The sequence below is a fragment of the uncultured Flavobacterium sp. genome (assembly GCF_963975005.1).
Classification (GTDB): Bacteria; Bacteroidota; Bacteroidia; order Flavobacteriales; family Flavobacteriaceae; genus Flavobacterium.
Genome location: NZ_CAXBFR010000050.1, coordinates 1 through 18,353 on the forward strand (window position 1 = coordinate 1; position 18,353 = coordinate 18,353).

An 18,353-nucleotide genomic window follows, 5' to 3' on the forward strand; every position below is an offset into this window, starting at 1 on the left:
AATTTTATTACTCATATCGCAACGCTTCAACAGGGTCAAGTTTAGAAGCTTTCATCGCAGGATAAACTCCAGAAACAATTGTGACTACAAAAGTTGTAATAAACGCAGCAATCATTGCCATCCAGGGAATTGTAAAAGCAAAACCAATAGCCATTGCGATACCATAACCTATACCAATTCCTAAAATAATTCCAACAATTCCTCCTAATTGGCCAATTACTAAAGTTTCTGTAAAAAATTGCCAAGCTATTGTATTGCTTCTTGCACCTAATGCTTTTCTAATACCAATTTCTCTTGTTCGTTCACTTACAGAAACTAACATAATATTCATCAAAGCAATTGAAGAACCAAAAACGGTAATAATTCCAATTACCCAAGCCGTAATACTTAAAACTTCTGTGTTAGATAATAAAGTCTGAATCAAATCGTCACTTCTTTCTATTCCGAAATTTTCTTTTTCAACTGGACTCAGTTTTCTAACTTGTCTCATGGTAATCAATGCATTGTCAACAGCTTCATCTAGCAAAGCCTCATTGTTAACCATTACATTCAAATCATAATTAATATTTGGGGCAGAAAATAAAGAACGAGCTACTTGATTAGGAATTAAAACACGTAAATCTTGACTGTTTCCAAAAGTGGAACCTTTTTCTTTTAAAACACCTATAACTTTAAATTTTGCACCACGAATTGAAATGATTTTATCAATCGGATTAATTCCATCAAACAAACCTTTTTCAAAATCAGAACCTAAAACACAAACATAATTGTTGTTGGCAATATCAAAAGAATTGAAATTTCTTCCTTTAGCAATTTTTAGACCTTTATTTGGAGAAAAATTCTCATCTACACCAACAATGTTAATTTCTGGATCTGTTTTTTTATCTCTGTATTTTACTTCAATTCCATTAGCAGCTGTGAAGGATAAAGATGTAGTCGTAAACGGAAAGTTGTATTTGTCTTGAAATTCTCTAGCTTGAGGATAATTTATGATAGGATTAACTCTTACATCTACGTCATTTTGATTGATTTCTGAAGAAAAATCATATTGACTTATGGAAAATGTATTTGCTCCCATTGAGGCGAAATCATTTAATATTGTGTTCTTCAAGGCAGAAACAACCGTCAGGATTCCAACTAAGGCTGTAATTCCAAGTGCAATAATAAAAACCGTTAATGAGGTTCTCAAAGCTTGACTTCGTATTGAGTCTAAAGCAATTTTCGTATTTTCTTTAAATAATCCTACCATGTTGTATTAGACTATCGAGTTTGAAAAATGTTACAGGTTTGAAGTAAGAATTTAGAATTTAGAATTTAGAAAGTTGGATTTTAGAAAATATAATGTCAGAGGGTGATTTTTTATAATGCTCAATATATTCGATATTTGCAAAAAAAAATAGATTGCATGAAGGAATATGATTTAAAGAAGCGAACTAAATCATTTACTATTTCAATTTTGAATTTAGTAGATAATTTACCTTTAAAAACATCTACTAAAATTATTGCTAATCAATTAGGTAGATATGGAAGTTCAGTTGGAGCTAATTATAGAGCATCATTAAGAGCTAGAAGTGATAATGAATATGTATCTAAATTGAACATAGTTTTAGAGGAAGCAGACGAATCATTATTTTGGTTAGAAGTTCTTGAAGAATTAAATATCATCGAAAATGATAAATTAAAGCCACTTTTAAAGGAAGCAAATGAATTAACTGCTATTTTTGTAACTACTTTAAAAAACACCAAAACCCGAATTAATAATAAATAGATTTAATTTTAGATTTCAGTTTTCTGAATTCTAAATTCTAAATTCTAAATTCTAAATTTAAAATGTCAAAAAAGCCAAGTATTCCAAAAGGAACAAGAGATTTTTCTCCTGCTGAAGTAGCGAAGAGAAATTATATATTTTCAATCATTAAATCGAATTTTGAAAAATTTGGGTTTCAACCAATTGAAACACCTTCTTTTGAAAATTCAGAGACCTTAATGGGAAAATATGGAGAAGAAGGTGATCGACTTATTTTTAAGATTTTGAATTCAGGTGATTTTTTAGCTAAAGCTGATGAAATGTTGTTAAATGACAAAAACAGTTTAAAACTTACTTCTCAAATTTCTGAAAAAGCTCTTCGTTATGATTTAACCGTTCCTTTTGCACGTTACGTTGTTCAACATCAAAACGAAATTGAATTTCCTTTCAAAAGATATCAAATTCAGCCCGTTTGGAGAGCAGATAGACCTCAAAAAGGACGTTTTAGAGAATTTTTTCAATGTGATGCAGATGTTGTTGGTTCAACGTCTTTATGGCAAGAAGTTGAGTTGGTTCAATTGTATGATTCTGTTTTTAGTCAATTAGGCTTAAAAGGAACAACTATAAAAATAAATAACCGTAAAATCTTATCTGGAATCGCTGAGGTAATTGGAGCTTCGGATAAATTAATTGACTTTACAGTTGCATTAGATAAATTAGATAAAATTGGTGAAGATGGTGTGAAAAAAGAAATGCTTGAAAAAGGAATTTCTGATGAAGCTATTGAAAAAGTTCAACCATTATTCAATTTTACTGGAACAATAAACGAAAAAATTCAAAAACTTTCAAACTTACTTTCATCATCAGCAGAAGGAAAAAAAGGAGTAGAGGAGTTGCGATTTATATGTGAAACGATTCAAGAATTAGGTTTGCAAACGGCATCATTAGATTTAGACGTAACTTTAGCAAGAGGTTTAAACTATTATACTGGAGCTATTTTTGAAGTCGCTGCACCAAAAGAAGTCGCAATGGGTTCAATAGGTGGTGGTGGAAGATATGATGACTTAACGGGAATTTTTGGCTTGAAAAACATGAGTGGTGTTGGAATTTCATTTGGTTTAGATAGAATTGCCTTAGTAATTGAAGAATTAAACTTGTTTCCAGAAACGGTTTTGGCTACTTCAAAAGCGATTTTTATTAATTTTGGAGATAAAGAAGCTCTTTATTCAATGAAAGCAATTGCTAAATTAAGAGCCAATAATATTAAAGTTGAATTATATCCTGACAATACTAAAATTGGAAAACAATTTCAACACGCAGACAAAAGAGGCATTCCATTTGCTATTTTAGTGGGCGAAGAAGAAATGAATAACTCGGAATTTACGTTAAAGAATTTAGCAACAGGTGAGCAACAAAAAGTTGACTTTGCAACATTAGTTACTTTATTAGCATAAATAAAAGCTGAAATTTGTAGTTGGAATTTGGAATTTTTATATTGTGATTTATTATGGATATAGACGAAGAAGCAAAAAAAGTAGTTTGGTCCTTGCAAAACAACAAACGTTCAGAAGATGAACGCAATGTTTTTAGGCCTACAGGAAAAAAACCAATGAATAAAAATGTGATTTATATTTTTACTTCAACAGGAGTTTTGTTATTGTTGAGTTTTTTGTTAACACAATTCAATTCAGAAGAAAAAGAATTCTGTTTTCTACTTGATTCTCTTTGTTATTCTTCTTCGGATGATAAATGGCTTTATGTTTTGTATACGTTTTTAAACCTTCTAATTATCATAATCGGATTTTTTGCAGCTTATGTTGTTGGGAAAAAATTAGGAAATAGATTCAAGATTTAAAAAAAATTAAAGGCTTAAAAACAAAAAAATCCAACTAGCAAGTTGGATTTTTTCATCAAAACAAACAATCAAATATTTAATAAAAAATCTAAAAATTAATCTTTAATTTTTTTATAAAGTAATATTTAAATAAAGTCCCTTAACTCTCTATTAGTATTACAATCCAAAAGTATGCTATTCTAGTTGTTAACAAAAATTTTTCTGAGTATAATCGTTGTAAAGCTTAAAAAATCGATTAAAAGATGTTTTTGTCCTGTTTTATAGAAAAAAATCTAGTTGTTAACAGTTTTTCATGATGATTCTTGATAATTTGTTAAATCTGTTTGAGTATTCTGAAAAATATTTTTTTGAGGATCATTTTAACTAAAAGGTTCTTTTTTTCCAGAGAAAAGTTTAAATTTTTAATGGAACCTTTCTTATTTCTTTTGTATGGTTTTAAACTTTGTCAAAGCTTTCTGAGAAGTATTTTATAAATAGGTAATAAATACAAGTTTGCTTAAGTGTTTTAATAAAAAAAGCTAACAATCTTTTAATAAGATTGTTAGCTTTAAAAAAGAGGGAATGAGATTTATAAAGAGCTCATATCAATTACAAAACGATATTTCACGTCGCTTTTTATCATTCTTTCATAAGATTTATTTATGTCTTGCATTTTGATTATCTCAATTTCCGAAACAATATTATGTTCTCCACAGAAATCTAACATTTCTTGTGTTTCGGCAATTCCACCAATCAGCGAACCTGCAACAGATTTTCTTCCTAGAATCATTGGAACCGAATTTAAAAACGGATCTAATGGTCCAAGATAACCGACAAGCACTAAAGTTCCGCTTATGTTTAAAGTTCCAACATATGGATTGATATCATGAACGTATGGTACGGTATCAATTATTAAATCGAATTCACCTGCTACGGCTGACATTTGATTTTCATCTGTTGAAATAACGACAGTATCAGCTCCTAGATCTCTTGCATCTTGAGTTTTTTCTGGTGTTCTTGAAAATAATGTCACTTCTGCTCCTAATCCTTTTGCTAATTTAATAGCCATGTGACCTAATCCTCCTAGACCAACAACAGCCACTTTACTGCCTTTCTTTACATTCCAATGTCTTAAAGGTGACCAAGTAGTTATTCCCGCACAAAGTAATGGTGCTACAGCTGCTAAATCTAAGTTAGTTGGCACTTTCAAAACAAAATGCTCTTCAACAACAACTTTTTCAGAATACCCACCAAAAGTATGACCTCCTAAATATTTGTCTTCACCATTATAGGTTCCAACCCAGCCATTTGAACAGTATTGTTCTAAATCCTTTTTACAACTATCACAGGTTTTACAAGATCCTACTAAACATCCAACACCTGCTAAATCACCTACTTTAAATTTAGTAACTTCATTTCCTATTTTGGTAATTCTACCAACAATTTCATGACCTGGTACAGAAGGATACATAGTTCCACCCCAATCATTTCTAGCTGTATGCAAATCAGAATGACAAACACCGCAATATAAAATTTCGATTTCTATATCATTTGTAGTTACCTCTCTTCGGTTAATATCTAACTCTTTTAAGTCTGCGTCTGCTGCTGCTGTACCAAAGGCTTTTACATTTGTTGTTTTCATAGTTTTTTTTATTTAGTTATTATTTTGTCAATTGTGTTTAATTCACAGAATATTTATTCCAAGATAAGAATAGTTTTGTAACATTAGTTGACTTTTAACATTGTATTAATCCCAAAAATCAATTTCTAGCTAAATTTATTGAGTGTGTTTCATTTTTTCGAAATCATTTTCTTGATTGTATTTGATGATTTGTCAAATATTTTTAAAGGGAATTCAAAAAAAAGCCCTTTTGCTGAATTGATCAGTAGTAGATCAAGTTTTATAAAGGTAGTAAAATGTTAAGTCTTAAATTTTTTTAAATGTTATCTAAATGTAATCAAATTTATGAAGTTAATCTAAGAGATGTAAAACTAGCTATTATGGCTAGTGATCTTTAGTTTTTACAGAGTAAATTGTATAATAACTTAAGTAGATTTCGTGTAAAAAGACAAATTTTGCTAATTAAAAAAGGATTTAATGTTGTTAAATTGGGGTGTAAAATAGTTTTTGAAGTAGTTTTTAGGTTTTTAAACACTGCAGCAAGGTCTCTTAAAAAAGAGTAAGAGTTGTCTTTTAAATGCGTTTTGGGATAAAAAAAAATGATAAATATCAATTATTTTTTATAACTATTTAAGTTTGTATTTGTGTATTTAAAAATAAAAAACCCTAAATACCAAGTATTTAGGGTTTTTTTGTAGCGAAAACGGGAATTGAACCCGTGACCTCAGGGTTATGAATCCTGCGCTCTAACCGACTGAGCTATCTCGCCATTTTGTGTTTTTACATTTCCTCAATGCGGGTGCAAATATATAATTATTTGTAAGTAATTCAAATGTTTTTTTAAAAATTATTTTTCATTTTTTATTTTTTTTTATATCATAATTATTCTATATTCGAAAAAATTTAATTTATAGAGATGGAAGTAAAAGTAAAATATGAAATAGAATTTCCTATAATGTCTTCGCCACAATTATTATTTCAATATATTTCAACACCTTCAGGCTTGTCTGAGTGGTTTGCCGATAATGTAAACTCAAGAGGAGAATTATTCACTTTTATTTGGGATGATAGTGAAGAGAAAGCAAAATTGATGTCAAAAAAGACCGATGAAAGAGTAAAATTCAAATGGTTGAATGAAGATAATTCAGAAACTGACTACTTTTTTGAAATTAAATTGATGGTTGATGAAATCACAAAGGATGTTTCCATCGTAATTGTCGACTTTGCAGATGAAGATGAGGTAGAAGAATCAAAGTCTTTATGGAGTAATCAAATTTCTGATTTGAAACACGTATTAGGTTCTGTGTAATCAAAAATATAAAAGTATATTTGTCCCGACTAAAAATCGGGATTTTTTATGATAAATTTTAACGGAACTATACAGGATTCAAGTGCAACTTTAATTGAAAAAAACAGAGGTTTTCTTTTTGGAGATGCTGTTTTTGAGACTTTAAAAATAATAGATAATAAGGTTTTATTTGCTGAGGATCATTATTTTAGACTAATGGCATCTATGCGAATTTGCAGAATGGAAATTCCAATGAATTTTACATTAGAATATTTTGAAGAACAAGTTTTAAACCTAACTATCTCTTTAAATTGTAGCGATTCTGCTAGAGTTCGAATGACAATTTTTAGAGATTCCGATGGTTTTTATTTGCCAAAAAATAATAATGTTGGTTTTGTAGTTGTTGCTCATCAACTAAATTCAAAAAAATATAGTTTTTCTAAGGATTTTTATGAAGTAGAATTATACAAAGATTTCTATGTTTCAAAGCACTTGCTTTCGACATTGAAAACTACCAATAAAATGATTAATATTACTGGAAGTATATTTGCCAAAGAAAATGATTATCACAATTGCATTTTGCTAAATGATGACAAAAATGTGGTTGAAGCTTTAAATGGAAATATTTTCATGAAAATGGGGAATTCAATAATAACTCCACCTATTTCTGACGGCTGTTTAAATGGAATAATGCGAAAACAACTTATAACATTAATTAATAAAATGGAAGGGTTTGAATGTGTTGAGAAATCTATTTCTCCATTTGATTTACAAAAATCAGATGAATTGTTTATTACAAATGTAATTTCTGGAATTCAACCTATAACAAAATACAGAAAAAAAGAATTTGAGATCGATTTTTCACTTCAATTAAACGAAAAATTAAACGAATTAATTTAAAATAGGATTTTCAGGTGCGTTTGAAAACAAGATATAATCACCACCTTGAGCTTCAATTTTTTCTTTCCAAAAATCACTAGTTGGTTTTGTTAGTAGATTTTCTTTTTCTTTGTTTTCAATAAGTAACCAGCTGTTTTCTTGTAATTCAGTTTCTAATTGCTCTTTTGTCCAGCCACTGTAACCAAGAAAGAAACGGATTTCTGTTTTAAGGATTTCATTCTCATTTAATAAGGTTTTTAAGGATTCAAAATCACCACCCCAATAAATGCCATTAGAAATCTCTACACTGTTTTTAATTTTGTTAGGAACAGTATGAATAAAGTATAAATTATCCTGTTCAACTGGTCCACCATTATAAATGGTTAAACTTGAATTTATTTCTGGAATTAAATCACCAATAGTAAATTCAAGTGGCTTGTTTAAAATAAAGCCTACAGTTCCATTTTTAGTATATTCTGCTAGTAAAATAACAGACCTATTAAAAGAATTTTCCTCTAAAAGTACTGGTTCTGAAAGGAGTAATTGACCTCTTTTTATTTTTACTTCATTCATATGTAATAATTTTAAACTAAAGTTAAGAAAATTCTTTTTTAAAATTCAAATAAAAATAATTTTTTTGTAAAAAAAAACCCCTCACAAGGAGAGGTTTCAATATCGTATCTAAAATTATTTAGTGTTTACAGCACCTTCTAATTCAGAACCAGCTTTAAATTTCACTACATTTTTAGCAGCAATTTTGATTGTTTTTCCTGTTTGAGGATTTCTACCATCTCTAGCAGCTCTGTTAGAAACAGACCAAGATCCAAAACCTACTAATGAAACTCTACCACCTTTTTTCAAAGTACCTTCAACATTTCCTAAAAATGACTCTAATGCTAATTTAGCTGCTGCTTTTGTGATACCAGCACTTGCTGCCATTGCATCGATTAATTCTGATTTGTTCATAATAATGATTTAATTATTTGGTTAAACTTTAATTTACTAATACAAATTTAGCAGTATCTTTGAATTTTGCAAGTATTTGCTATCTTTTTCGTCTAAAATGTTGATAAAATCGTTTAAATGTTAATAAAGTTTAGCTAATTACCTATGTTTATTGAGGTTTTGCGGTTATTCAGCCATGCTTTCGTCTGAAAAAACTATGCCATTTAGTAATTGTTGGGTTTCCATTTTCCTTTTTCCAGGCATTTGTAAGGACTTTACGTTTAAATAGCCATCAAGCGTAAATATTTGTATCTCTTTTTTAGTTGAAACTATTTTTCCTATTGGATTTGTATGAGTTATTTTTACATAATCTACTTCAAATAATTTTACATTCCATTCATTTTCTCCATCTACAAAAAATGTCCAAGCTGCAGGATATGGGTTTAATCCTCTAATTTGATTGTATATTTCTTTTCCAGGTTTTGTCCAATCAATTTTACAATTGTCTTTGTTGAGTTTATAGGCTGTTTTTAATTCTTTAGATTCAGGTTGAATCGTAGTGGTTGCTTTTTCATTTTCAATTAATTGAAGGGTTTCTAAAACAGCTTTAGAACCCAATTGCATTAATCTGTCGTGAAGTTCGCCAACTGTTTCTGTTTCACTAATTGGAGTTTCCTTCTTTAATATGATTGCACCAGTGTCAATTTTATCATCTATAAAGAATGTTGTTACACCCGTTTTTGTTTCACCATTAATGATTGCCCAATTAATAGGTGCAGCACCACGATATTGTGGCAATAATGAAGCATGTAGATTAAATGTTCCTAATTCTGGCATTTTCCAAACGGCTTCGGGTAACATTCTAAAAGCAACAACAACTTGTAAATTAGCCTCTAAACTTTTTAGTTCTGCTAAAAATTCGTCATTTTTTAAATTAGTTGGTTGCAATAAACGTAAGTTATTGGCTAAAGCATATTCTTTAACAGCGCTAGTGCTTACTTTTTGTCCACGACCAGATGGCTTATCTTCAACAGTGATTACTCCAACAATTTCATAGTCATTTTTATAAATGGTATCAAGAATTCCGACTGCAAAGTCTGGAGTTCCCATAAATACGATTTTTAATTTCTTCATTATATAAGATAATATTTGTTTTGTAAATTAATTGCAATCTTATTTTTCTCTAATAATTGCTGTAATGCAAAGATAGTTTCTTCGCTTGTTATTGAAAGTTTATTTTCCAGTTCCTTTGAAGATGTTGGATTTGCCTGAAGTGTTTCCATAATTTGAACTGATAATTCTACTGGAGATTTTTTATTTTTTGAAAGACAAGTTGAGCAAATTCCACAATCTTCATTAGTTTCTTGATTAAAATAGGTGAGAAGGAGTTTGTTTTTGCAAATTGAAGTATCTTCAATAAATTCAATCATTTTTTTAAACTTTTCTTCTTTTTGTTGGTTTTGAGTTTCTAAAAATTTAACGACTCTATTAATGGTGAGTTCATCTTCACGTGCTTCATTAAAAGTGATGTTGCTATCATTGTTGTGAATTTTCAAATTAACAGCATTGCTTTGATGTAATTTATGGATAGCATCAAGCACTTTTTTTTCAGTAGAATTTGATTTTTTAGCAATTAAAATTGGATTTATGGAAGTTTCCATTTCAAAAATTCCGGTGTAAGTTCTTAAAATAGTTGAAATTATTTCTTCATCATTACTGTTTAGGCTCATATAGCGAATAATTTCTTTGCTGGAAATAATGAATTGCAAATCAATTTTTTCTGAAAATAAGTTTTGTAACGTAAGAATTCCTTGTCTATCCAAAAACTGAATGCTATTGTATGTTTTTAATACTGGAAATTGATAATGGGAACAAAAATGATTCAGGTTAAAAGAAAAATTTTCATTATACCCTTCGCCATAAGCAATTTGAAAATAATTGTTTAGTTTGATATAGACCTTTTTTAAAAAGTCTTTATCTGGTAATACCGAAAGGAATTGTGATTTAGCAGATTTTATATCATTTGAATTTGTCAAAAGAACACCAAATGCTTTTTCTCCATTTCGACCAGCGCGACCTACTTCTTGATAATAATTTTCTAAATTTTGAGGCAAATGAATGTGAATAACTGTTTTTACATCAGGTTTGTCAATTCCCATTCCAAAGGCATTTGTTGCTACTATCACTTGGACTTTGTTTTCCATCCATAACAAGCGATTTTTTTCTTTCTCTTTATAGGATAAACCTCCGTGATAAAAAGTTGTTGAAAATCCTAAACGATTCAATTGACCAGAAATTTCTAAACAAGCTTTTCGATTGCTGGCATAAATAATTGAAGATTCTTTATTTTTGCTAACAATTTGCTTGATTTTAGTAAGTTTATCTTCTGTTTTTATAACATGATAAGCTAAATTTTTTCGTTCAAAGGATTTTGTAAATATTTTGGGATTTTCTAAAGTCAAATTTTCAATAATATCGACCTGAACTTTTGCTGTTGCAGAAGCTGTTAATGCCAAAAACGGTGTCTTTGGAAAAACTTCTTTTAATTTTGAAATTTTTAAATAAGCTGGACGAAAATCATGACCCCATTGACTCACACAATGCGCTTCGTCAATTGCAATTAATGAAATTTTTAATTGTTTTAACCGATCAACAATCCAGTCATGTTGAAGTCTTTCTGGAGAAAGATATAAGAACTTATAGTTTCCGAATTGACAATTATCTAAAATATCAATGATGTCATTTTGTGATGTTCCTCCGACTAAAGCAATAGCTTTGATGTCTTTTTTTTGAAGATTTTCAACCTGATCTTTCATCAAGGCAATTAGTGGAGAAATTACTAAGCAAATTCCGTCTAAAAGCATTCCAGGTACTTGAAAACAAACCGATTTTCCACCACCAGTTGGTAATAAGGCAAAAGCATCATTTCCATCTAAAATAGCATTAATGATTTGCTCTTGAGGATCTCTAAAGTTATCGTGTTTCCAGTGTTTTTGAAGAATTTGTAAAGCTTCAGCCATTTAGCGTTTGGTATAAAACTGTATAAAATTACTAATTTTATTTAAAGATTTAAATTTTGAAGTAAAAAATGCATTCTGTTTTCAACAGTGTCTTTCGGAACTTCAATCAATTCATAGCCATAGTTTTGATAAGTTTCCACTAAATTTTTTTGAATTAATAGAGCTTGTTCGTAACTTTCATATCGCTCATCATCACTTACATAAATTTCTTTCCAAGTGGGTAAAATAAATATTTTAGTATAAATATGTTCTTTGCAAGCTTCGTCAAAAAAAGCAGGATAACTATCACCAATATAATGCATATAAGCTAAAACATCAGGAATTCCTCTGTCGAGAAATACAATATTGACTTCTTCTTGCTTTGCTAAGTTAAATTGTTTTTTTCTGCCTTCTAATAACAGTTCACTAAAAAGTAAAGGTTGTTCTAAAAATAATTGTTCAATACCTTTTTCTTGAGCTTCTTTTATGACTTCTCTCGAAACTTCGGGATAACAAACGTGTCCATTTTCTTTTAATTTTTCAATTAATGTAGTTTTTCCTGAACTTGGTCCTCCAATTAAAACGACTATTTCTTTATTCATTTGGTGATTTTCTTGTGGCAAAAATAAGTTTTTTTTAAAAATCTTCACTGCTTTTAAAATTATAAGTTACTTGCTTTTAAGTCTGAACATAAAAAAGTATATTTGCTATTCAAAAGAATTATTGAAATGGACAAGAAAACAGAGGAATTTTACATACGATTAAAGGAAGAGCTAGCTAACTCAACTGTTTGGCCTTCAGAATATTTATTTAAATTTATAATTCCTTCAGATAATCACAAAACTGCGATTATTGAAAATTCTTTTGATAATATGGGAGCAGTAATCAATACGAATGCATCCAAAAACGGAAAATACACTAGTATTTCTGTAAATGTAACAATGAAAAGTGCTCAAGCTGTTGTTGATAAATACCAAGAATTTTCAACTATTGAAGGCATAATTTCTTTATAAAAATACCTATGAAATACGATACACAAGATGCTGTTTTTAATCTTGAATATAATGCAGAACGTTCGCATTTAATTATTCCAGAATATGGAAGGCATTTGCAAAAATTAATTGATTTAGCAACTGCAATTGAAGATAAAGTAGAACGAAATAAAGCAGCAAAATACATAATTGACGTAATGGGAACTTTAAACCCTCATTTGCGCGATGTGCCTGATTTTCAACATAAACTTTGGGATCAACTATTTATAATGGCTGATTTTAAATTAGAAGTTGATTCTCCTTATCCAATTCCTTCAAGAGAAGAATTGAATCAAAAACCAGAACGTTTAGCTTATCCTCAAAATTACCCTAAATACCGTTTTTATGGTAATAACATAAAGTATATGATTGATGTAGCTAATAAATGGGAAGATGGTGAATTGAAAAACGCATTAATAATTGTGATTGCTAATCACATGAAAAAAAGTTTTTTAAGTTGGAATAAGGATACTGTTGAAGATGTAGTAGTTTTTCAACATTTATTTGAGCTTTCTGACGGAAAAATTGATTTACTTAAATCTGAAGAGGAACTTTCTACTTCATATGATTTAATTAAAGTAAATAAAAAACAATCTAATAAGACTCAATTTGGTTCAAATGGTAAAACATCAGCTACAAATAAGAGTAAAATTGTAAAAAAGAATTCTAGCAATAAATTAAAAAATAGAAAAGCATAATTTTATGGGAACATTTCAAATTGAAGGTGGAATAAAATTAAAAGGAGAAATTACTCCTCAAGGTGCAAAGAACGAAGCTTTACAAGTTTTGTGTCCAGCATTATTAACGTCAGAAAAAGTTAGAATTACAAATGTTCCTGATATTATTGATGTCAATAAATTAATTACTCTTTTAGAAAATTTAGGAGTAAAGATTAAAAAAAATGGTCCTGGCGATTATACTTTTCAAGCTGATGAAGTTAATGTTGACTATTTAAAAACAGAAGCTTTCAAGAAAGAAGGTGGAAGTTTAAGAGGATCTATAATGATTGTTGGTCCATTATTGGCGCGTTTTGGTTGTGGATATATTCCAAAACCTGGTGGTGATAAAATTGGAAGAAGAAGATTAGATACGCACTTTGAAGGATTTATTAATTTGGGTGCAAAATTTAGATACGAAAGAGAAGATCACTTTTATGGTGTTGAGAATGAAGGTAGGTTAAAAGGAGCTTATATGTTATTAGATGAAGCTTCTGTAACTGGAACAGCAAATATTGTTATGGCTGCTGTTTTAGCTGAAGGAACAACTACAATCTACAATGCTGCTTGTGAACCTTATTTGCAACAGTTGTGTAAAATGTTAAACTCGATGGGTGCAAACATTAAAGGTGTTGGTTCTAACTTATTAGTAATTGAAGGAGTTGAAACGCTTGGGGGTTGTGAACATAGAATTTTACCTGATATGGTTGAAATTGGTTCTTGGATTGGCCTTGCTGCTATGACAAGAAGTGAAATTACTATTAAAGATGTAAGTTGGGACAATTTAGGTCAAATTCCGAATGTTTTTAGAAAATTGGGAATCACTCTTGAGAAAAGAGGCGATGATATTTTTATTCCAGAACACAAAGATGGTTACCAAATAAAAACCGATATTGATGGTTCAATCTTAACGGTTTCTGATGCTCCATGGCCTGGATTTACTCCAGATTTATTGAGTATTGTTTTAGTTGTTGCGACACAAGCTAAAGGAGAAGTCTTAATTCACCAAAAAATGTTTGAAAGTAGATTATTCTTCGTGGATAAATTAATCGATATGGGTTCTAAAATTATTCTTTGTGATCCACACAGAGCTGTAGTTATGGGACACAATTTTCAATCACAATTAAAAGCTACAACCATGTCTTCACCAGATATTAGAGCTGGAATTTCTTTATTAATTGCAGCACTTTCTGCAAAAGGAACTTCAACTATTCAAAACATTGAACAAATTGATAGAGGTTACGAAAATATAGATGGTCGTTTAAGAGCTATTGGAGCAAAGATTGTAAGAGTAAGCTAGAAATAGTTAGCAGTATTCAGTTTTTAGTTGGCAGTTGAATTTATTTTTAATTCCATATCTTTTTTAATGAAAAATTTATTTTTATTGATGTTTGTTGCTTTGCTAACTTCTTGTAAAACAACTTATCCAAAATTATCTTTAGATGCTGTTTCTGAAAATGAAAAACGAAGAGTTTATGATTTTGGAAAAAGAAATGCAGAAACTTGTATTACACGAGAATTTGTTCAATTAAGTACAAAGGAAGTAACTCAATATGTGTCTGGATTATCACTTGAAGAAATGCAAAATTTTTGTGATATTCTAGATAAAAGAAACGGTAAGTTTATTGATATGAAATTAATTGAAATTATTGATAATACTTTTACTAATAATTATCTTGTTTATAGATATAAAGCAAACTATGAAAGAAATGAATTCTTAAATGAAATTAGAATTTTTGTTCAGACAAATGGAAAGTTTGCAGGAATTGGTTACAGAGAATGGAAAGATGAATATATTCCTTGATGTTAATTATTTGATGGTAGTAATTGGCGTTAATTTACGTAAATTTTAATAATTTTTTCATGAGATTTTTTTATCTTCTTATATTAAGTTTGTGGTTTATTTCATGTAAAACAACTTATCCAAAATTATCAAGCGACTCAATTTCTATAACAGAAAAACAAAGAGTTTATGATTTTGGAGAGAAAATTTTAAAGTCTTGTGTTACGAGAGAATTTATTCAATTGAGTGAAAAAGAAGTTACGAAAGGATTAGCAAAATTATCATTAGAGCAAATGCAAAAATCTTGCGATTATTTTGATTCAGTTCATGGAAAATTTATCGATATGGAGCTTATTGAAATTATTGATGATACTTATACAAATAATAGTTTAATTTATCGATATAAAGCTAATTTCGAAAAAAACATTCCTCTAAAAGAAATCAGAATTTGGGTTCAAAAAAACGGTAAATTTTCAGGAATAATTTATCAAGATTGGAAAGATGAGTATGTTGTTAATAATTGATTTGAAAGAAATCTAGATTGCTGAACACTAAAAACTGACCACTGAACACTTAAAATGGAAACATACATCATAATTTTACTTTGCATTGCTTCATTTGTAGCTGGATTTATTGATGCTATTGTTGGTGGAGGTGGATTAATCCAAACGCCAGCAGCTTTAATATTAATGCCAACTCAAAGTGTAGCTACAATTATTGGAACTTTAAAAATCCCAGGATTTAGTGGAACTAGTATTGCTACATATCAATACTTAAAAAAAGCAACCGTTAATTGGAAGCTGTTCGGATTGATGGCAGTTGTGTCATTCGTGTTTGCTTATATAGGTTCGAGTTTGTTAAATGTGATGCAAAACGATTTTATGAAACCTTTATTGTTTGTGATTTTAGTTTTATTACTTCTTTATACTTATTTTAAAAAAGATTTCGGACAATTTCAAGTAGATAAATTATCGCAAAAACAAATTTACATTTATGCAATTGTAATTTGTGTTTTTCTTGGTTTTTATGATGGATTTATTGGACCAGGAACTGGGAGTTTATTAATTATGGCTTTTATTGCAATTTTAGGTTTTGATTTTTTACAAGCTAATATCTATGCAAAATTGGTCAATTTGGCCACAAATATAGGGTCTATAACTTTGTTTGTCATGAAGGGAAAAATACTTTGGTCTGTTGCAATTCCTATGGCTATCTGTAATGCAACTGGTTCTTGGATTGGCGCAAGATTAGCAATATCAAAAGGAAATGGTTTTATTCGTGTTTTCTTTTTAATTGTAGTTGGAATTGCCTTACTTCGTTTTGGATATGATGTGTTTGTAAAATAAAAACTCCAAATTATAGTAAATGTGATTTGGAGTTTTTTGAGTGTTATAAAAAAGTATTATCTTCTTGGAGGTCTGTTGTCCTCATTATCATTAGACTCACCATCTTTGTGTTCTGGAGGAACTTCTTTTTTATAATTCTTTTCAAAATACTTAATCCATTTTTTGAATGATTTTTCAGAAAGCTTAGCTTCCAATTCTGAGTTCAAATTTTTTTTGGCTTCTAAAGTTTTGTTGTTAACTGGTTCTAAAGCGATAGAGGCACTTTTTTTTGCCTCCATCATTCCTTTAAAGTCTTTATCCTCAAGGGCTTTTTTTTCTTTAAAGTGTGTTTCTAGTTCAGTAGTTTCTAGCAATAAAAGATCTTCTTTTTCAATTTCTTTTAACCGGTAATTGTAAGCAGTAAAAAACGTTTCAATAGTCTTTTTTTCTTCTTCAGTTTTGATTTTTAGTTCTTTAAGAACAACCTTAGAATCAAGATAGTTTAATCCTGCAAAGTCTCTAATGTTTGTCTCTTCAACTATTTTATTTTCTTTACTCTCGTCTTTAATAGATTTTTGGTTTTGTTGTTTTCCACCACCAGAAGGTCTTCCACCACCACCACCAGGTGGTTGACTAAATCCAAGTAAACTTTTAAAAACTATAAAGAGTAATATAATATATTTCATAATATTGTTTTATGCATAGGTTAGACGATAAAAAAGAACTTCACTTGCGTTATGGTTTTAATTTCTTACATCTTAATGCCAAAAACAATACCATCTCCTTGATAACCATTTTGATAAGCTCTTACATAACTGATTCTAAAGACACGAAATTTTCCGATTCCAATATTGTCAAAACCAGCAGAAAACTCTTGATAAGGTTTTACATTAGGAACATTTATTTGATGAAATCCTCCAATTAAATTCCATTGTAATTTATTTAATAATGGAATTTTATTCATAATATATCCTTTGAAATTATGATCAATATGTGTTTCAAGATAAGCATCATTTGTAGAATTACTGTAATAAGGTAAAAGGCCAAAAGAGTTCATGTAACTTCCATCTAAAACAACATGGGTTTGATTTCCATTAAAATGTTTATAATCAATAAATGAAATATTATTAGCATTAAAGAATTTTCCAGCTTTCATTCGAATGCTAAAATCTCCTTTATTGCCTAATTTTTTATCAAAATCTAATGTAGCGTTTAATAAGTCATAATTGTATTTGTTATCGCTTCCAGCAAATGCCTTTTGGTAACCCAAATAAAGTACTGGATAGTCATCATTTGAAACCGTAATTTTTCTGTCGGGTCTAGTAATATATTTTTGTCCGAAACGAATTCTAGCTCCAACACTTGCTTTATATAAATGATGAGCTTCAAATGGAGTAGAAGTAAAGTTTTCAGGTTGCAAAGGATCATTGGAACTATATATATCGTCAGACTTAAATAGTTTCTTGACTGTATTATTGAATAAAGGCCTTCTGTTTTCATAGCCAATTTTTCCAGAGATATATAAGCCATTTATAGTTTCTTGTCCATAAATAGCTTCAGCAAATTCTTTATTGTATAATTTCATAAAATTATTGGTAAAGAATAAAGTACTAACGGAATTCACTAGTTTACTTATAGGTTCAGCGGCATTGAATTGATTTATACTACTTCCTCCAGCAACAGAAATGTTTGCATAATTTTGTGCATTAAATCGATGATATATTCGTCCTTCTACCCTTAGTCTGTCTTCTGCTAATCCGTAATTAAAGGTTGAACTTATAGAAGTGTACTTTCCATTCTCTTCATTATATTTAGTGTATGAAAATCCACTGTTCATGTTGTATCCTTGAACGGTGTTGTAGCTTATTGAACCAATATCCAAAACACCATCATAAGAAAAGCGACTTTTTTTGAAGCTGTTTTTATAAGTATAACCAGTTACTACATCTTGATTTTTAAATTTGTTTCCTATTGCATCAATTGAATCCAAATATTTTTGAGAATTTCTTACAGTCGAAACACTATCTTTTCTAACATAACTTGTAGATTCTTCTTCAGATAATGGAACTTGTCTGTTAGTTGTCCAATAGGAATCTTCTTTTTTATTGGCATTTTCTGCAAAGGAAACAATTTCTCTGCCAAAAGTTTTAGGTTCAAAAGTTTCTTTAAAATTATAATTTGTGAA

General features: G+C 29.4%; 20 protein-coding genes and 1 tRNA gene. 11 read left to right on the forward strand and 10 right to left on the reverse strand.

Annotated elements, in window-relative coordinates:
* Nucleotides 1-7: 7 nt before the first annotated feature.
* Nucleotides 8-1,249 carry an ABC transporter permease gene (locus AACZ53_RS07755; protein ID WP_026716971.1) on the reverse strand — a complete coding sequence of 414 codons (1,242 nt, stop codon included), beginning with the start codon at nucleotides 1,247-1,249 and terminating at the stop codon, nucleotides 8-10.
* A gap of 156 nt (nucleotides 1,250-1,405) precedes the next feature.
* Between AACZ53_RS07755 and AACZ53_RS07760 the strand changes: the two genes are divergently transcribed.
* The 3 genes from AACZ53_RS07760 (at nucleotide 1,406) to AACZ53_RS07770 (ending at nucleotide 3,602) form a co-directional block, all read left to right on the forward strand.
* Complete coding sequence (locus AACZ53_RS07760) at nucleotides 1,406-1,768, forward strand: four helix bundle protein (protein WP_339836694.1); 363 nt, start codon at nucleotides 1,406-1,408, stop codon at nucleotides 1,766-1,768.
* A gap of 62 nt (nucleotides 1,769-1,830) precedes the next feature.
* Nucleotides 1,831-3,201: a histidine--tRNA ligase gene (gene hisS / locus AACZ53_RS07765; RefSeq protein ID WP_339836697.1), complete on the forward strand. Its 1,371-nt coding sequence runs from the start codon at nucleotides 1,831-1,833 to the stop codon at nucleotides 3,199-3,201.
* A 53-nt stretch (nucleotides 3,202-3,254) separates the two neighbouring features.
* Nucleotides 3,255-3,602: a hypothetical protein gene (locus AACZ53_RS07770; RefSeq protein WP_339836700.1), complete on the forward strand. Its 348-nt coding sequence runs from the start codon at nucleotides 3,255-3,257 to the stop codon at nucleotides 3,600-3,602.
* Between the two features lie 568 nt (nucleotides 3,603-4,170).
* Here the strand turns inward: AACZ53_RS07770 and AACZ53_RS07775 are convergent.
* Nucleotides 4,171-5,223 carry an NAD(P)-dependent alcohol dehydrogenase gene (locus AACZ53_RS07775; protein WP_339836703.1) on the reverse strand — a complete coding sequence of 351 codons (1,053 nt, stop codon included), beginning with the start codon at nucleotides 5,221-5,223 and terminating at the stop codon, nucleotides 4,171-4,173.
* Nucleotides 5,224-5,897: 674 nt separating this feature from the next.
* Nucleotides 5,898-5,971, reverse strand: a tRNA-Met gene (locus AACZ53_RS07780).
* Nucleotides 5,972-6,118: 147 nt separating this feature from the next.
* On the opposite strand from AACZ53_RS07780, the gene AACZ53_RS07785 reads away from it, so the two are divergent.
* On the forward strand, nucleotides 6,119-6,511 hold the full coding sequence (locus tag AACZ53_RS07785; protein ID WP_339836705.1) for an START-like domain-containing protein: 393 nt from the start codon (nucleotides 6,119-6,121) through the stop codon (nucleotides 6,509-6,511).
* A gap of 48 nt (nucleotides 6,512-6,559) precedes the next feature.
* Nucleotides 6,560-7,390 carry an aminotransferase class IV gene (locus AACZ53_RS07790; RefSeq protein WP_339836707.1) on the forward strand — a complete coding sequence of 277 codons (831 nt, stop codon included), beginning with the start codon at nucleotides 6,560-6,562 and terminating at the stop codon, nucleotides 7,388-7,390.
* On the opposite strand, the gene AACZ53_RS07795 is transcribed toward AACZ53_RS07790, so the two are convergent.
* From AACZ53_RS07795 to AACZ53_RS07815, 5 genes are all read right to left on the reverse strand, one after another.
* A complete protein-coding gene (locus AACZ53_RS07795) occupies nucleotides 7,382-7,942 on the reverse strand; it encodes a YqgE/AlgH family protein (RefSeq protein ID WP_339836710.1) in 561 nt (186 codons plus the stop codon). The two genes, AACZ53_RS07790 and AACZ53_RS07795, sit on opposite strands and share 9 nt — an antisense overlap.
* A 114-nt stretch (nucleotides 7,943-8,056) precedes the next feature.
* Nucleotides 8,057-8,335, reverse strand: coding sequence for an HU family DNA-binding protein (locus AACZ53_RS07800; RefSeq protein WP_339836713.1), 279 nt, complete (start codon nucleotides 8,333-8,335; stop codon nucleotides 8,057-8,059).
* Between the two features lie 165 nt (nucleotides 8,336-8,500).
* On the reverse strand, nucleotides 8,501-9,448 hold the full coding sequence (fmt, locus tag AACZ53_RS07805) for a methionyl-tRNA formyltransferase (protein WP_339836715.1): 948 nt from the start codon (nucleotides 9,446-9,448) through the stop codon (nucleotides 8,501-8,503).
* Nucleotides 9,448-11,334 (reverse strand): ATP-dependent DNA helicase RecQ, encoded by a 1,887-nt coding sequence (locus tag AACZ53_RS07810; protein ID WP_339836718.1) that lies wholly within the window; start codon nucleotides 11,332-11,334, stop codon nucleotides 9,448-9,450. The genes fmt and AACZ53_RS07810 overlap by 1 nt, the downstream gene beginning before the upstream one ends.
* A gap of 41 nt (nucleotides 11,335-11,375) precedes the next feature.
* Complete coding sequence (locus tag AACZ53_RS07815; protein ID WP_339836721.1) at nucleotides 11,376-11,915, reverse strand: ATP-binding protein; 540 nt, start codon at nucleotides 11,913-11,915, stop codon at nucleotides 11,376-11,378.
* A 126-nt stretch (nucleotides 11,916-12,041) separates the two neighbouring features.
* Here AACZ53_RS07815 and AACZ53_RS07820 point away from each other — a divergent pair, with 126 nt between their 5' ends.
* From AACZ53_RS07820 to AACZ53_RS07845, 6 genes are all read left to right on the forward strand, one after another.
* Nucleotides 12,042-12,326, forward strand: coding sequence for a DUF493 family protein (locus AACZ53_RS07820; protein WP_339836724.1), 285 nt, complete (start codon nucleotides 12,042-12,044; stop codon nucleotides 12,324-12,326).
* 8 nt (nucleotides 12,327-12,334) lie between these two features.
* Nucleotides 12,335-13,042, forward strand: a complete 708-nt coding sequence (locus AACZ53_RS07825) for a DUF4290 domain-containing protein (RefSeq protein ID WP_339836727.1) — start codon at nucleotides 12,335-12,337, stop codon at nucleotides 13,040-13,042.
* A 4-nt stretch (nucleotides 13,043-13,046) separates the two neighbouring features.
* Entirely contained in the window at nucleotides 13,047-14,360 is a 1,314-nt protein-coding gene (gene murA, locus AACZ53_RS07830; protein ID WP_339836730.1) for a UDP-N-acetylglucosamine 1-carboxyvinyltransferase, read from the forward strand.
* Nucleotides 14,361-14,426: 66 nt separating this feature from the next.
* A complete protein-coding gene (locus AACZ53_RS07835; RefSeq protein ID WP_339836732.1) occupies nucleotides 14,427-14,864 on the forward strand; it encodes a hypothetical protein in 438 nt (145 codons plus the stop codon).
* Between the two features lie 59 nt (nucleotides 14,865-14,923).
* The gene (locus tag AACZ53_RS07840) at nucleotides 14,924-15,367 is read left to right on the forward strand and encodes a hypothetical protein (protein WP_339836735.1); all 444 of its coding nucleotides are present in this window, start codon (nucleotides 14,924-14,926) and stop codon (nucleotides 15,365-15,367) included.
* A 54-nt stretch (nucleotides 15,368-15,421) separates the two neighbouring features.
* Complete coding sequence (locus AACZ53_RS07845) at nucleotides 15,422-16,189, forward strand: TSUP family transporter (protein ID WP_339836738.1); 768 nt, start codon at nucleotides 15,422-15,424, stop codon at nucleotides 16,187-16,189.
* Between the two features lie 56 nt (nucleotides 16,190-16,245).
* Here the strand turns inward: AACZ53_RS07845 and AACZ53_RS07850 are convergent, their stop codons facing one another.
* Both AACZ53_RS07850 and AACZ53_RS07855 read right to left on the reverse strand, forming a co-directional pair.
* A complete protein-coding gene (locus tag AACZ53_RS07850; RefSeq protein WP_339836741.1) occupies nucleotides 16,246-16,854 on the reverse strand; it encodes a hypothetical protein in 609 nt (202 codons plus the stop codon).
* Between the two features lie 65 nt (nucleotides 16,855-16,919).
* The coding region (locus AACZ53_RS07855) for a DUF5686 family protein (protein ID WP_339836743.1) at nucleotides 16,920-18,353 on the reverse strand (1,434 nt) is incomplete at its 5' end.

What these genes read in the sequence shown, in the direction of transcription:
- AACZ53_RS07755 (WP_026716971.1), bottom strand. Translation starts at nt 1,249, where the DNA reads ATGGTAGGATTATTTAAAGAAAATACGAAAATTGCTTTAGACTCAATA.
- AACZ53_RS07760 (WP_339836694.1), top strand. Translation starts at nt 1,406, where the DNA reads ATGAAGGAATATGATTTAAAGAAGCGAACTAAATCATTTACTATTTCA.
- hisS (WP_339836697.1), top strand. Translation starts at nt 1,831, where the DNA reads ATGTCAAAAAAGCCAAGTATTCCAAAAGGAACAAGAGATTTTTCTCCT.
- AACZ53_RS07770 (WP_339836700.1), top strand. Translation starts at nt 3,255, where the DNA reads ATGGATATAGACGAAGAAGCAAAAAAAGTAGTTTGGTCCTTGCAAAAC.
- AACZ53_RS07775 (WP_339836703.1), bottom strand. Translation starts at nt 5,223, where the DNA reads ATGAAAACAACAAATGTAAAAGCCTTTGGTACAGCAGCAGCAGACGCA.
- AACZ53_RS07785 (WP_339836705.1), top strand. Translation starts at nt 6,119, where the DNA reads ATGGAAGTAAAAGTAAAATATGAAATAGAATTTCCTATAATGTCTTCG.
- AACZ53_RS07790 (WP_339836707.1), top strand. Translation starts at nt 6,560, where the DNA reads ATGATAAATTTTAACGGAACTATACAGGATTCAAGTGCAACTTTAATT.
- AACZ53_RS07795 (WP_339836710.1), bottom strand. Translation starts at nt 7,942, where the DNA reads ATGAATGAAGTAAAAATAAAAAGAGGTCAATTACTCCTTTCAGAACCA.
- AACZ53_RS07800 (WP_339836713.1), bottom strand. Translation starts at nt 8,335, where the DNA reads ATGAACAAATCAGAATTAATCGATGCAATGGCAGCAAGTGCTGGTATC.
- fmt (WP_339836715.1), bottom strand. Translation starts at nt 9,448, where the DNA reads ATGAAGAAATTAAAAATCGTATTTATGGGAACTCCAGACTTTGCAGTC.
- AACZ53_RS07810 (WP_339836718.1), bottom strand. Translation starts at nt 11,334, where the DNA reads ATGGCTGAAGCTTTACAAATTCTTCAAAAACACTGGAAACACGATAAC.
- AACZ53_RS07815 (WP_339836721.1), bottom strand. Translation starts at nt 11,915, where the DNA reads ATGAATAAAGAAATAGTCGTTTTAATTGGAGGACCAAGTTCAGGAAAA.
- AACZ53_RS07820 (WP_339836724.1), top strand. Translation starts at nt 12,042, where the DNA reads ATGGACAAGAAAACAGAGGAATTTTACATACGATTAAAGGAAGAGCTA.
- AACZ53_RS07825 (WP_339836727.1), top strand. Translation starts at nt 12,335, where the DNA reads ATGAAATACGATACACAAGATGCTGTTTTTAATCTTGAATATAATGCA.
- murA (WP_339836730.1), top strand. Translation starts at nt 13,047, where the DNA reads ATGGGAACATTTCAAATTGAAGGTGGAATAAAATTAAAAGGAGAAATT.
- AACZ53_RS07835 (WP_339836732.1), top strand. Translation starts at nt 14,427, where the DNA reads ATGAAAAATTTATTTTTATTGATGTTTGTTGCTTTGCTAACTTCTTGT.
- AACZ53_RS07840 (WP_339836735.1), top strand. Translation starts at nt 14,924, where the DNA reads ATGAGATTTTTTTATCTTCTTATATTAAGTTTGTGGTTTATTTCATGT.
- AACZ53_RS07845 (WP_339836738.1), top strand. Translation starts at nt 15,422, where the DNA reads ATGGAAACATACATCATAATTTTACTTTGCATTGCTTCATTTGTAGCT.
- AACZ53_RS07850 (WP_339836741.1), bottom strand. Translation starts at nt 16,854, where the DNA reads ATGAAATATATTATATTACTCTTTATAGTTTTTAAAAGTTTACTTGGA.